Source organism: Embleya sp. NPDC059213, assembly GCF_042754445.1.
Classification (GTDB): domain Bacteria; phylum Actinomycetota; class Actinomycetes; order Streptomycetales; family Streptomycetaceae; genus Embleya.
Map to the genome: position 1 here is coordinate 36,954 of NZ_JBHZAV010000070.1, position 12,198 is coordinate 49,151.

General features: G+C 69.3%; 16 protein-coding genes. 10 read left to right on the forward strand and 6 right to left on the reverse strand.

Features of this window, described 5'->3' with window-relative positions:
* The first annotated feature begins 27 nt into the window (after positions 1-27).
* The 3 genes from ACFXMF_RS24990 (at position 28) to ACFXMF_RS25000 (ending at position 1,438) form a co-directional block, all read left to right on the forward strand.
* Positions 28-264, forward strand: a complete 237-nt coding sequence (locus tag ACFXMF_RS24990) for a hypothetical protein (RefSeq protein WP_379991316.1) — start codon at positions 28-30, stop codon at positions 262-264.
* Between the two features lie 177 nt (positions 265-441).
* A complete protein-coding gene (locus ACFXMF_RS24995; protein WP_379991315.1) occupies positions 442-738 on the forward strand; it encodes a hypothetical protein in 297 nt (98 codons plus the stop codon).
* A gap of 316 nt (positions 739-1,054) precedes the next feature.
* Positions 1,055-1,438 (forward strand): profilin, encoded by a 384-nt coding sequence (locus ACFXMF_RS25000; RefSeq protein ID WP_379991314.1) that lies wholly within the window; start codon positions 1,055-1,057, stop codon positions 1,436-1,438.
* Positions 1,439-1,624: 186 nt separating this feature from the next.
* Here ACFXMF_RS25000 and ACFXMF_RS25005 read toward each other — a convergent pair whose 3' ends face one another.
* Together ACFXMF_RS25005 and ACFXMF_RS25010 are read right to left on the reverse strand one after the other, a co-directional pair.
* Positions 1,625-2,470: an IS5 family transposase gene (locus tag ACFXMF_RS25005; protein ID WP_379991313.1), complete on the reverse strand. Its 846-nt coding sequence runs from the start codon at positions 2,468-2,470 to the stop codon at positions 1,625-1,627.
* Positions 2,471-2,607: 137 nt separating this feature from the next.
* A complete protein-coding gene (locus ACFXMF_RS25010) occupies positions 2,608-3,519 on the reverse strand; it encodes a recombinase family protein (RefSeq protein WP_379991312.1) in 912 nt (303 codons plus the stop codon).
* A gap of 99 nt (positions 3,520-3,618) precedes the next feature.
* Between ACFXMF_RS25010 and ACFXMF_RS25015 the strand changes: the two genes are divergently transcribed.
* On the forward strand, positions 3,619-3,987 hold the full coding sequence (locus ACFXMF_RS25015) for a Mu transposase C-terminal domain-containing protein (protein ID WP_379991311.1): 369 nt from the start codon (positions 3,619-3,621) through the stop codon (positions 3,985-3,987).
* Between the two features lie 145 nt (positions 3,988-4,132).
* Positions 4,133-4,348, forward strand: coding sequence for a hypothetical protein (locus ACFXMF_RS25020; protein WP_379991310.1), 216 nt, complete (start codon positions 4,133-4,135; stop codon positions 4,346-4,348).
* 233 nt (positions 4,349-4,581) lie between these two features.
* Here the strand turns inward: ACFXMF_RS25020 and ACFXMF_RS25025 are convergent, their stop codons facing one another.
* From ACFXMF_RS25025 to ACFXMF_RS25040, 4 genes are all read right to left on the reverse strand, one after another.
* The gene (locus ACFXMF_RS25025; protein ID WP_379991309.1) at positions 4,582-5,382 is read right to left on the reverse strand and encodes a hypothetical protein; all 801 of its coding nucleotides are present in this window, start codon (positions 5,380-5,382) and stop codon (positions 4,582-4,584) included.
* Between the two features lie 7 nt (positions 5,383-5,389).
* The gene (locus ACFXMF_RS25030; RefSeq protein ID WP_379991308.1) at positions 5,390-6,232 is read right to left on the reverse strand and encodes a radical SAM/SPASM domain-containing protein; all 843 of its coding nucleotides are present in this window, start codon (positions 6,230-6,232) and stop codon (positions 5,390-5,392) included.
* A 247-nt stretch (positions 6,233-6,479) separates the two neighbouring features.
* Positions 6,480-6,701 (reverse strand): DUF397 domain-containing protein, encoded by a 222-nt coding sequence (locus tag ACFXMF_RS25035; protein WP_379991307.1) that lies wholly within the window; start codon positions 6,699-6,701, stop codon positions 6,480-6,482.
* Positions 6,698-7,561: a helix-turn-helix domain-containing protein gene (locus tag ACFXMF_RS25040; RefSeq protein WP_379991306.1), complete on the reverse strand. Its 864-nt coding sequence runs from the start codon at positions 7,559-7,561 to the stop codon at positions 6,698-6,700. The genes ACFXMF_RS25035 and ACFXMF_RS25040 overlap by 4 nt, the downstream gene beginning before the upstream one ends.
* A 199-nt stretch (positions 7,562-7,760) precedes the next feature.
* Here ACFXMF_RS25040 and ACFXMF_RS25045 point away from each other — a divergent pair, with 199 nt between their 5' ends.
* From ACFXMF_RS25045 to ACFXMF_RS25065, 5 genes are all read left to right on the forward strand, one after another.
* Positions 7,761-8,228 (forward strand): ATP-binding protein, encoded by a 468-nt coding sequence (locus ACFXMF_RS25045; protein ID WP_379991305.1) that lies wholly within the window; start codon positions 7,761-7,763, stop codon positions 8,226-8,228.
* Positions 8,221-8,556, forward strand: coding sequence for a hypothetical protein (locus ACFXMF_RS25050; RefSeq protein WP_379991304.1), 336 nt, complete (start codon positions 8,221-8,223; stop codon positions 8,554-8,556). Before ACFXMF_RS25045 ends, ACFXMF_RS25050 begins: the two co-directional genes overlap by 8 nt.
* Positions 8,557-8,663: 107 nt before the next feature.
* Positions 8,664-9,572, forward strand: a complete 909-nt coding sequence (locus tag ACFXMF_RS25055) for a radical SAM protein (protein WP_379991303.1) — start codon at positions 8,664-8,666, stop codon at positions 9,570-9,572.
* On the forward strand, positions 9,569-10,618 hold the full coding sequence (locus tag ACFXMF_RS25060) for a mevalonate kinase (RefSeq protein ID WP_379991302.1): 1,050 nt from the start codon (positions 9,569-9,571) through the stop codon (positions 10,616-10,618). The genes ACFXMF_RS25055 and ACFXMF_RS25060 overlap by 4 nt, the downstream gene beginning before the upstream one ends.
* Positions 10,619-10,708: 90 nt before the next feature.
* A complete protein-coding gene (locus ACFXMF_RS25065) occupies positions 10,709-12,061 on the forward strand; it encodes a phosphomannomutase/phosphoglucomutase (protein WP_379991301.1) in 1,353 nt (450 codons plus the stop codon).
* Positions 12,062-12,198: the final 137 nt, after the last annotated feature.

Consider the following 12,198-nt stretch of genomic DNA (forward strand, 5'->3'; position numbering starts at 1 on the left):
ACGGCGGATGTCGTATGCCGAAAGCCCATGCGGGTCGACGAGGCCGACGCGCTGCTGCGAGTGCTCCCGGACGGCGGAATCGACGACACCGGCCCGACGGTCCGCCGGCACCACGCGCTCGACACTTTCACCGAGACCTGGCTCATCCATCGCGGCCCCACCACGGACACCATCGCCCCCAGCGTCGCGTACAGCCTCCGCCTGATGGCCGCCCCCCGACCTGACATCGGACACAACCACGGAACCCCCGTCACCCCCTACTGACACGAACTCACGGTGAGATGTCAGCGCGCTGATCGGTGTCGTTCACGCCAACCGGACGCTGAAACCGGTCAATCATCGCGGGGACTCCGGGGCTGGTTCCCGGAGCCATGAATGATCTTGAAATGGGTCGTCGTGGCGCCCGTTGCGCGACCATCGCATCGAGACCGAGGAGTGTTCATGAACGACAGCGGAGCAGAGTCCACCGAGGTTCCCGCCGGTGAGGGGATCCACCGGATTCCGGCGACGGTCACGGTCGTCACCGAGGTTCCCGCCGCGTCCGACGCCCGGGACGCGCTGCTGAGGGCCATCGGTGCCGAGGCACAGCTCGTCGCCGAGAAGTCCGCGGGCCAGGCGTCCACCGCACTGGTCGAGCTCGCCCATGCCTACGCCTTGGTGATCGCCGGCGCGCCCACGGGCGAAGCCGGCCCGGTGAAGCCGGGTGCCCGGTACTACGCGCCCTGGCTTCAGCGCTAGGGCCTCTCTCCTTGATCGCTGGGTGGTGGGCACGCAAGCGGCCGACGTGAACGGCGAGGATTGCTCGTCCCATCGAGAGGCGACGTGAGCGGCCGGACCGTCAACGGGGCCACCGGGCACGTGCTGGGTGTTACCAGCGACACCAGCGGTGTTCCGCCGCGCGAACAGGAACACCGCCAACCATGCCCCGTTGGCTCTCCTGCCACGATGAGGTGAAGTCAGGTGCGTCTTGCCCGTTTCGTACCAGGGAGTGCTTCATAGTCGTCTCATGGCTTCCGCGCAACGGGAGCCTCTCGTACGGAAAGCGGAGAATGGCATGGGCGATTGGCAGACGTACGTGGACAGCAACCTCGTTGGAACCGGAAAGATTTCTGGGGCGGCCATCCTCGGCCTGGAGGGTGGCGTCTTGGCCACGTCGCCTGGCTTTACGGTCTCTCCGGCAGAGCAGCATGCGATCATCGCGGGGTACGTGAAACCCGACACCATTCAAGCATCCGGCGTCCACCTGGCCGGCCAGAAGTACTTCGTGCTGTCGGTCACCGATAGGACCATCCAGGCGAAAAAGGGCCCCGACGGAGTGGTGTGCGTCAAGACCAAGCAGGCCGTTCTGGTGGCCCAGTACAAGGGTCCGATTCAAGCGCCCGAGGTTACCCCCACGGTTGAGAGCCTCGCCGATTACCTGATCGGCGAGGGCCACTGACCGCGGCCGGTAGACGGCCAGGAATCTGCCCCCTACCGTCCACGGCCTGGTACCCGGGGACGCGGCGTGCAACTGCCTTATGCACGTGCCAAGCCCAAAGGCCAACGCCGTCACATCGTTGGCGGCCGATGCCTGCGGCAGGCCGCTCGGTGCACGGTCGTGATCCCGCCGCTCGCGCTTCGGCGGTCAGCCGGCTGTCCGGATGAGGATCGCGGCGAGGTGGAGTGCGGCCTGATAGGCGATGGCGAGCTTGTCCGTTCGCATGGCCGGGCCGCGCCACTGCTTCAGCCGGTTGATGCATCGCTCGACCGCGTCGCGCTGCTTGTATGCCTCCGCGTCGAAGGACGGAGGTCGGCCGCCGGCACTGCCTCGCCGCAGACGGTGGCCGATCTGGTCGGACGGCTGGGGGATGACAGCGCGGATACCGCGTTGGCGGAGGTGACTGCGGATCGCGCGGTCCGCAAGGACGGCATCAGGTCGGGTCCTGGGTCTTCCGAGTCCGCTTCGCGGAACACGGATGGCGGCCATGACGGTCTCGAAGGCCGGGGCGTCGCCTGCCTGGCCTGCGGTGACGCGGAGGGCCAGGGGTCGTGCACGACTGTCGCTGGCGAGGTGGACCTTTGTGCTCAGGCCGCCGCGGGAGCGTCCGAGCGCGTGGTCGTCGGGTTCGGCCGGGCCCGGAGCCCCCTTCTTCCTGGCTCCGGCGGAATGCTGGTGAGCCCTGCACACGGTGGAGTCCACCGACACAGTCCAGCCGATGTCGTCTGCCCTCTCAGCTGCTGCCGGCACCGCGCCAAGGATGCGTTCCCAGGTTCCGTCGACGGCCCATCTGATCAGCCGTTTATGGGCGGTTTGGAACGAGCCGAGCTCGTCGGGCAGGTCCCGCCGGGGTGAGCAGGTTCGGTACTTCCACGCGATGGCTTCCAAGGTTCGGCGGTGATCGGCCCATCGCCGACCACGGACCGGATCGGCCGGCATCAGCGGCTCGATCCGGTCCCACACCGCATCAGTGATCACTAACCGGACGGACACATCCGATCAACTGACCAACCATTCAAAGAGACACGCTCTAGGACCGGGATCGGTCGCCGCGAGCGCAGTGGTGGTGACCACCGTCCGACACTGTCGACGGTGTGTCCCCGCCGACAGTGTCGGACGCGGAGAACGTGTCAGCGCGTCGGCGAAGTTGTTCTCGGTGGCATGGCTGGTACGGCTTCGTCGGCCTCGGCGAGCGCGCGGTAGACCGACGCGAGCGAGGGGTGGCGGCCGGCGTTCTTGCCCGTCTTGATGACGAGCTTGGCGGGGATGTCGGGTACGCGGACGCCCTTGTCGCGGAGCGCCAGGGCGAAGACGAGCATGTCGTCGTCGACGACTCGGGGGCGTCCGCCGTGGCGGCCCTTGGCGGCGGCGACGTCCTGGCCTTCGAGGGTCTTCTCCCGGATGTAGTCGCGGTCGAGCTGGGCGGCCACGGCCAGGACGGCGAAGAGCATGGCGCCCATGCCGTTGGGGTCGTACACCCCGGTGAGCGGGCCGGTGAGGAGTTCGAGGGAGATGTCGCCGGCCTGGAGATCGGCCGACAGTTGCATCAGCTCGGCGGCATTGCGCGCGAGCCGTTTCAGCTCGTACACCGTGAGCAGCACGCTCTGGTCGGGCGCGGCCTCCTTGAACCGGCGGGCGAGCCGCAGGGCCTTCTCCAGTTCGGGCCGGACCTTGACCCGGGTGCTGATCTGTTCGCGGAAGATCTTCGAGCAGCCGGCCTTCTGAAGGGCCTCGGTCTGGCTCGCGAGTTCCTGCCGGCGCAGGGACGTGCGGGCGTACCCGATCCTGATCGGCCCGGGCACGCCCGCAGCGACCTCGGCCGGTGTGGGTCGTTCGATCCACGCCTTGCCGGGTCGACGGTCGGCGGGGGCGGGCACATCGAGGAGTTCGCGCAGCGCGGGCACCAGGACGAACCGCGGCATGTGGTACTTGACGGCGGTCTTCCCGGCGCGGGTGTGGCAGGGACTCCCGGCTGGCGCGGCGCACTTGGGGCAGTCGTGGCGCTCGACCGCGTCGGCGGCCCGATCCGGGGTCCGGTCCATGCCGTTCAGCGTCGCAGAACCGTCTCGCGCAATCGCATCGTTCTGCGAGGAATTGTGCGACACGAACGCCCGCACCGCTCCCTCGACGACCGAACCCCGGTGTCCACGTGGAACGAGGACCCCGCAGCCGTGCACCGGGTGCCCGCCGACCACCTGCGACACCTGTTGCTGGCCGGTGTCGAGCGCACCGTCGGCAAGAGCGGCATTCGCTTCGCGGGGCTGTCCTACCTTGCGCCGGAACTGCACGGCCTCGGCGGCCGGATCGTCCAGATCCGCTACATGCCGCACGACGACCGCTCGATCGAGGTCTACGGCGACGGCGCGCACCTGTGCACCGCGCACCCCACCGGGCACCTGACCCCGGAGCAGACCGAGGCGTTCCGCGAGCACGCCCGCGCGGAGGCGGCCCGGCTCGGGCTCGAACGCCGCAGGGCGTCGCGTCGGGCCGGCGCGAACTCGCGCCGATGACCGACGGCGCGGACGCGCAGCCCTCCCGCCTGGTCGTCGCGGCCGAGGTGGGCGAGCGTACCGAGCGCGCCCGGGAGGCCGCGATGCGACGTCTGGCCCGCAGCGACCTGCTGGAGCCTGGTCGATCCGTGCAAGGAGTCGTGAATTGCCGCGCCACTTCGTCGACCTGGCCGGGGCCGCCACGCTGCCCACCGGACACTTCCAGCTCACCGCGCGCATCGTGCGCGACCTCGTCGACCAGGCCGCCACCGGCGTCATCCACGGCCCAGCCGGAACCGGCAAGACCTATGCGGTCGAAGCCGCCCTCGAAGGCAACCACATACGCGTAGGCACGTTCCGGCGCTACCTCCGGCAGGAATAGATGCCGCGGGATGGCCCCAAAGGCCATCCACGCCCCCGGGCGACCAGGGCATCCCGAGTGTCGCGAAATCACGCACAAACGTGTCGACCACTGCCGCACGCAGCGACTCCGGGGAGGGGGTGGACCGGGTCCATCTCGGGGAGGTTGGGCATGTAACAGGGGTGCCCTTCACTTCCTGGTACGGCTTGGGTGGAGGCGTCCAGCTCTGGTCGAGTTGTTGGTTCGCGATACCGTCACGTGGCCGCTTTGCGGTGCGCCTCCCACGATTGGGCTGCTTCCGCCATGGCTCCGAGCCAGGCCGCGTCAGGCTTGCGCTCGGCGAAGGTGCGGTACATGCGGGCGGTGGCGGTGGCGAACGCGGAGATCGCGGTCGGGTCGGCCTTCGTCCATGCCGTGCACTCGGATGCCCAGGACTCGGCGGAGCGGGCGCTGTGCCCTGTTGCGATCAGCTGTACGACGAGGCAGGCCGGGTCGATGAATCCGGCGCCGCGTGTCGGCCAGGACCAGTCCACCGCCCACGTGTGCGTGGCGCCGATCATGAGGTTGCTCGGGTTGATGTCCGTGTAGAGGAGCGCGTCGCCTTGGAACAGCGCGGCTTGCGCCTCGTCGGTGGCGAATCGGTTCCACCGCGTCTCGGGCCAGTCGTGCGCGACCTCGGGCGGGTCGAGTTCCCCGATCCGGTTGAGTGTGTCGACGATCGCGGGGAGGTCCGGCGAGTCGGGCGCGAAGTCGGATCGCCGTCCCTCGACCGCTTCGAAGCCGAGCACCAGCCAGTCGTCGTCCTCGGTGTTCCACAGCAACGCCGGGGAAATCGGGTGGACCGTCGGGTTGATCAGGCGTTCCCGGATGAGGGAGTCGCGTCGTCCGCCGGGCCGGTTCCTGACGGCCTTGACGAAGAATCGGCCCTCTTCGCTCTCGACCAGGGCCGTGATGTCGGAGCTGAAGCCGCGTGAAGTGGGGCGGACGTTGCCGGGCTCTCCGGTGTGCGGCCTGATCAGGGCCAGGAACTCCGGCGGGGGAAGGCTGCGGCTCATGGGCCCTTCAGTTTCTCGGGGAGCACTCGGAGCCCGGGAACCCGGGGGTGCACTCGTCTTCGGTGTCGTCGTCATCGTCGCCGCCTCCGGTCTTTGCCAGAATTGACGCGTTGGCCTGCTTCATAGCGTTTCTGCCGAGGATGGAGGCCAGCGGGGCGCTCCTGATGTTGCCGACGCTCATCCAGTCGGAGAAGACGCAGGGGGAGACCTCGCCGGTGGGGCTGATGGCTGCCCGTCCGTCGCCGCACCGACCGCAGAGGTTCGCGGCGTCGGGGGCCAGGCCGTGCGCGCCGCGACCGAAGGGGCGCACATGGTCCACGCGTAGCTTCGTCACCCCCAGAGCGGTGAGGTCGCGTCGGGCTTCGTCGACGTCCTGCCGGTCGTCGGAGGCGATCACTCCCACACGTACGGGGATGTTCAGCCGGACGGCTGTTGCGATGTTGGCCCGGGTGCGGCGGTGACTGCGTCGCTGTGTGACGGCGTCGTGGTCGTCGGCTCGGTCCGAGTAGTAGGAGGTCGCGAGGCTGAGCCCCCTGCGCTGGAAGATCTCCCAGCACTCGTCGGAGACGTGGACCAGATTGCTGAAGACTTCGACGTGGAGACCGATGGTCAGCGCGTGGTCCACCAGGTCCGGGAAGTCGGGGTGCAGCGTGGGTTCTCCGCCGATGAACTGGACGTTGCGGACCCCGTACGCGGCGGCCTGGTCCAGGGCGCTGATCCACTCCTCACGGGTCATGCTCCCGTGGTTGCCCTCCGGCCCGGACGCGTTGTAGCAGTGCGTGCAGCGGAGTTGGCACTTGCGTGTCAGGTCCAGCCACAGGAGCGGGGTTCCGGTGTCTTGCCGACTCATGGGCATCTCCGGTGTGAGAGTGCTTCGAGGCCGGCCAGGGCCGGCACCGATCACCCCGACCGTATCTGTGTGTGACGCTATCGCTACTCAAGATCGATCTGAAGCTGTTTCGTCGACTCGTGGGTCACGCGGAAGGCGTTGTGGGGGACGGCGTGACATCGAGCCGGCGCATGGGTAGGTCCCGGCATGCTGCGGCGACCGTCTTCCCGCGGTTCGGTCGGGGGAAGACGGCCGCCGTCGGCACTGTTCAGAATTCGCCGTTGCGGACGCCTTCGCGGAAGGCGGCCCATTCGTCGGCGTCGAACCGCAGGGGCTCGCGGGTGGTGTCCTTCGAATCGCGTACGGCGATCCCGCCTCGGGGGAGGTCGGTGATCTCGACGCAGTTGTTCTCGGCGCCGCTGGCCGAGGACTTGCGCCAGGTGGCGGCGGAGAGGTCGTGGGAGTACAACTCCGCCTGGAGTTCGTTCACGTACGTGTGCCTTCTTCCCTGTCTCTGATGAGTGCGATGGAATCCTCCACGGGCAGGGCCGCCGCGCGGATGCGCTCGAACCCGCCATCGAAGGGTGACGCGTCGTCGCCCTCAACGTAGGTGGCTCCGCTGAGGTTCTCCAACAGCACGACGTCGGGGGTTGGGCCGGGAAACCGCACGAGGCTGAAACCACCCTGGAGGCCGGGGTGGGCGGTGCAGTTCAGCGCCATGATCTGCAAGGTGACGTTGGGCATCTCGGCCACCTCCCGCAGTCGTCGAAGTTGGTCGCGCATGGTCTCCGGTCGGACCGCGAACCGCTGGTGGAGGGCGGCTTCGTGGATGATCGCCCAGAACTCCAGCGGCTTGCCGGGCCGGGTGAGGACCGCTTGGCGGGCCTGTCGGACCTCCGCGAGGGCGGCGATCTCCTCCGGGGTGCGCGACATGGTGATGCCGGTGATCGTCTCGCGCGCGTAGGCGGCGGTCTGCAACAGGCCGGGGATCACGTAGGACCACTCACTGATGCGCTCGGCGTCGGATTCCAGTGAGATGTAGTCCGCGTACGCGGGCGCGACGATGCCGCTGTAGGTCTGCCACCAGCCCTTCTTGCCCGCATCCCTGGCCAGGTTCTCCAACGCGGCGAACACCTCCGGATCGGTGATGCCGTACGCCGCGATGAGCGCGTGGACCTCGTTGGGGCGGATCTGCTGGGTGGCGTTCTCGATCTTCGAGAGCTTCGGGGCCTTCCAGCCCATGGACTCGGCGGCGTCGTCCAGGGTCATGCCGGCGTCGTTCCGCAACTTCCTGAGCGTGCTGCCCAGTCGACGGCGCCGGACCGTGGGAATCAGGGGTGAGTTCGGCATTGCCGAAGTCTGACACCACCCGAACTCGAAAGAGAGTGCGATGAGGACTTCTCTCACTCGATCGGGTAGAAACCTTGCGCCTCGAACTAGAAATAGTCCACTCTCGGGAGCAAGACGCCACTCCTGGTTGATCGTTCGCCGCGTGGCGTGAAGTGGTCCATGCTGCGCGGCCCCTGGGGCTGCGGCTCGGGGGTGCCTCATGTTCGCTGTCGCACACGACAAGGTCGCGACCGGACCGGGCTTCTACATGGTTCCCAGGTCACGTGGGTTCCTCGTCCACATGACCGCCTCGCCCCGCCACCTGCGGTTGGTTCGCGGGCTGGCCGAGTCGATGTTGTCGGAGGCCGGGGTGGACGCCGCCACGACGGCGGCCGTGCAACTGGTCCTGTCCGAACTGATCGGCAACGCGGTGCGTGTGTGCGGGGACTTCGTGCCCCTGGTCGTCGAGATGGATCCCGGCCGGTCCGGAGTGACGGTGAAGGTCCACGACCCGTGCGGGGAACGGCTTCCCCGCCGCAAGCCCGTCGCGTTGGACGACGACCGGGCCGAGGACGGACGCGGGCTGGGACTGGTGGATCTCCTCGCGCCCGGCTGGTACACGCTGCGTACCCCGGTCGGCAAGCAGATCCGCTGCCGCGTGGCCCACGAGGGGGCCGGTCGTGGCTGAACAGCCCATATCCGCGCCGCCGTTCCGGGTGGAGTACCGCGAGGAGACCGGTGAGGTAGTGGTGTCCATGACCTACGGCATCGGGCCGAAGCAGTCCACCAGACGCACGACGCTCGACTCGCTGAACGCCCTGATAACTGCGGTCGCCGCGCATCGGCACGAGGCATTCCTTCGGGAGGGCTTGGCCAGGGCCCTGATGGGCGTCGCCGTGACGCGCCTGGGCGCCGACCCGCAACGGCTGGACGCCGCCGTGCGAGCGCACTTTCACACCGGCCCCGCCGGCCCGTCCGGCGCCGCGCCGCCGGGATCGGACGCCGGACGGTCCTGACCCGACCCGGCCCCACAGACCCTGCCCGGCCGGGACGACGGCTCCCCTCCCGGCCGGGCAGGCCCATCGTTTTGCCTCGATCAGTCCACCTCATACGGAGGATTGCCGTGACCGAACCAACCGCCCATGCGCACGAGTTACTGCCGCTACCACGCACGCGGGCCGGCGCCGAACAACGGCCGCTGTCGGGCCTGCGGTACGTGGAGGTGGAGACCTCCCGCTACTGCAACCGCGCCTGCGACTGGTGCCCGAACGGGCACACCGACGCGCGACGCGTGCAGCAATTGATGGACTGGGACCACTTCGCGAGGATCACCACCGAACTCGGGGCCGCCGGGTTCGCGGGGTTCTTCGCCTTCCACAACTACAACGAGCCGCTGGCCAACCCCCGCCTGGACGAGGAGATCGCGCGGGTCCGCGCCACCGTCCCGGCGGCCAAACCCGCGATCTACACCAACGGCGACCTGCTCGACCGCACCGTGTTGGAGCGGATGCGGGCCTCGGGCGTCGCCTACGTGCGGGTGACCCGCTACCCGCACAAGGCGAACGTGCTCCCCAAGTACGAGATCCTGCGACGGTGGCTGGAGAAGACCAAGCTCCAGAGCCCCGACTTCCACTGGCGGTTCACTCGGGTCCGTCAGGGCTTGGCGGCGGTGTGGTCCGACCCCGACGGCGGAATGAAGGTCGAGGTCATCCGGCCCTCGATCGCCACCTACAACGACCGCGGCGGAACAGCGACGGCGGCGCCGGCACCCGCGCGGACGGCTCCGTGCCGGATGACCGAGACCTCGCTGAGCGTGGACTACCGGGGTCAGGTGAAAATGTGCTGCAACGTCGTGCCCGAGGGCGACCAGCACCGCGAGTACGTCGTCGGGAGCGTCGCCGACCACTCCCTCGCCGAGTTGTGGCACCACCCGACCATGGTCGACTGGCGAACCCGTCATGGCCGCGCGGACTGGTCGCGCTCGCCCGCCTGCGCCACCTGCGTGCAGGCACTGCCGGAGACGCGCCGATGAGCGGGGACCGGACCCCGCTGCGGGCGGTCACCGTGTCGGTGCCGGGCCGTTTGTGCCTGGCCGGTGAATCGCTGGACTGGATGACCGGTGGCTCCTCCGTCGTGGCGGCCGTGCCGCTGCGAACGCGGGTAACGGCCTGGCGCGCGGTCGGATCGCCCGCGCTGACCCTGTTCTCCGGGCCGCCCCTGTTCCGCAGCCGCTTGGTCCCCGCCGCGCGGGCGGCGGATCCGCGCTACGACGGGCACGTCCTGGATCACATGCAGGCCGCAGCCCGGGTCACCCTGCGCGACGCCGACTTGATCGCCGGGACGGTGCTCGCCGCGTCCACCGATCTGCCGGTGGCCGCCGGGTTGTCCTCCAGCGCGGCCCTGACCCTGGCGGTGGTCGCCGCGCTGGGCGGGCTGGACGGCGACCCGCTCGACCTGGCCCGGGTCTGCGGTCTGGCCCGCCAGGCCGAGACCGGCGACCTGGGATCCGGGGCGGGCTGGATGGACTTTCTGGCCTGCGCGCACGGAGGCGTCAACCGGGTGAACGCCGGGACGGTGCCCACGGTGGAGCGCATTGCGCCGATCCTTGGCATCCCGGTCGTGATCATCGACACCCTCCAACGACGCACCACCACAGCGGTGTTGGCGTCCAAGCGGGCCCGGTTCAAGGCCCGCGAGGCGGACATGCTCGCGTACTCGCGTCGGGCCGGCGAGCTGGTCGACGCGGTCACCGACGCCCTGACCACGACAGTCGTGGACTACCGCCGAGTCGGATCGTTGCTCAACGAGGGGCAGGACCTGCTGCGGGACAAGGTCCGCTGCTCGACCGACCTGATCGACACGTGTGTCGAACGGGTGCTGGCGGCCGGTGCGTTCGGGGCCAAGCTCTCCGGTTCCGGACACGGCGGCTGCCTGTTCGCCCTCGTCCCCGACGACATGCTCACCCCGGTGCTGGAAGCCGTCGCGGACCTGCACGTCCACGCGTTCGCGCTGCCCGCGTCCGAATCACGGGGCCTGCTCGCCGACCTCCCCGAACCCCGGTCCGGCACCCATCCGTAACCAGACCACTGACCACCCGACCACTGTGTTCGAGTGGCCACCGTCGGTAATCTCTCGCTCTGGAACCCACCGACTCCCGGAAGGCAGGCCATGCCCGACTACTCACGTCTGGTGAAGGCGTACGACATTCGCGGGGAAGTACCCGCCCAGCTCGACACCGACATCGCCGCCAAGGTCGGGGCCCTGTTCGTCCGGCTGACCGGCGCAAGGCGGATCGTCATCGCGAGGGACATGCGCTCGACGTCCCCCGACCTGGCGAAGGCGTTCGCGGCTGGCGCCAACCGGGCCGGGGCCGACGTCGTGGACGCCGGGCTGGGCTCCACCGACTACCTGTACTTCGCCAGCGGCAGCCTGGACATCCCCGGGGTGATGATCACCGCCAGCCACAACCCCGCCAAGGACAACGGCATCAAGCTGTGCCGGGCCGGTGCCGCCCCCGTCGGCGAGGACACCGGACTCGGCGAGATCCGGGCCTGGTTGGAGGCCGACGACATCCCCGCCCCGGCCGCCGAGCCGGGCACCACCACCGCCCGCGACCTACTGGCCGACTACGCCGACCACCTCAACTCCCTGGTCGACCTCTCCGCGAGCCGGCGGCTGAAGGCCGTGGTGGACGCGGGCAACGGCATGGCCGGCCACACCGTCCCGGCCGTCTTCACCGACCTGCCCGTCGATCTGGTGCCGCTGTTCTTCGAGTTGGACGGCACCTTCCCCAACCACGAGGCCAACCCACTGGAACCCAAGAACCTCCTCGACCTCCAGGCCGAGGTCCGCAAGAGCGGCGCCGACATCGGCCTGGCCTTCGACGGCGACGCGGACCGGTGCTTCTTCGTCGACGAACGCGGCGACGCCGTCCCGCCGTCCGCGATCGTCGGCCTGGTCGCCGCCCGCGAGCTGGCTCGCCGGCCCGGCTCGGCCGTCGTCCACAACGTGATCACCTCCGCTGCCGCCGTGGAGATCATCCGCGAGCACGGCGGCACCCCGGTCCGCTCGCGCGTGGGCCACTCGTTCATGAAGGCCGAGATGGCCGCGCACGACGCGGTCTTCGGCGGCGAGCACTCCGGGCACTACTACTTCCGCGACTTCTGGCGGGCCGACACCGGCATGCTCACCGCCCTGCACGTCCTCGCCGCCCTGGGCGAACAGGACCGGCCGCTGTCCGAGCTGGTCGCCGCCTACTCCCGTTATGCCGCCTCGGGCGAGATCAACACCGAGGTCGCCGACGTCCCCGCCAAGCTTGACGAGATCGAGGCCGTCTACTACCAGTTCGACGGTGTCACCACGGACCGACTCGACGGATTGACCGTGGATCTCGGCGACGGCCGCTGGTTCAACCTCCGCCCCTCCAACACCGAACCGGTCCTGCGGCTCAACGTCGAAGCCCCCGGCCGGGGAGCTGTCGACGCCCTGAGCAAGGACGTCTTGGCCCTCGTCCGGTCTTGAAGCCAACCTGACCAGGCGTGGGGGGGGGCCCCGGCGGGGGGGGGGGGGGGGGCGCCGCGGGGGATACGGGCCGACGAAAGAGTACCCGCGGGGGGGCCGGGGGGGGGGGGTTAAAAAAAGACAGGGCGCGCGCAAAC

Coding starts and splice junctions, on each gene's coding strand:
- ACFXMF_RS25030 (WP_379991308.1), bottom strand. CDS start 6,232: ATGAGTCGGCAAGACACCGGAACCCCGCTCCTGTGGCTGGACCTGACA.
- ACFXMF_RS25000 (WP_379991314.1), top strand. CDS start 1,055: ATGGGCGATTGGCAGACGTACGTGGACAGCAACCTCGTTGGAACCGGA.
- ACFXMF_RS24990 (WP_379991316.1), top strand. CDS start 28: ATGCGGGTCGACGAGGCCGACGCGCTGCTGCGAGTGCTCCCGGACGGC.
- ACFXMF_RS24995 (WP_379991315.1), top strand. CDS start 442: ATGAACGACAGCGGAGCAGAGTCCACCGAGGTTCCCGCCGGTGAGGGG.
- ACFXMF_RS25010 (WP_379991312.1), bottom strand. CDS start 3,519: ATGGACCGGACCCCGGATCGGGCCGCCGACGCGGTCGAGCGCCACGAC.
- ACFXMF_RS25040 (WP_379991306.1), bottom strand. CDS start 7,561: ATGCCGAACTCACCCCTGATTCCCACGGTCCGGCGCCGTCGACTGGGC.
- ACFXMF_RS25060 (WP_379991302.1), top strand. CDS start 9,569: ATGAGCGGGGACCGGACCCCGCTGCGGGCGGTCACCGTGTCGGTGCCG.
- ACFXMF_RS25025 (WP_379991309.1), bottom strand. CDS start 5,382: ATGAGCCGCAGCCTTCCCCCGCCGGAGTTCCTGGCCCTGATCAGGCCG.
- ACFXMF_RS25045 (WP_379991305.1), top strand. CDS start 7,761: ATGTTCGCTGTCGCACACGACAAGGTCGCGACCGGACCGGGCTTCTAC.
- ACFXMF_RS25065 (WP_379991301.1), top strand. CDS start 10,709: ATGCCCGACTACTCACGTCTGGTGAAGGCGTACGACATTCGCGGGGAA.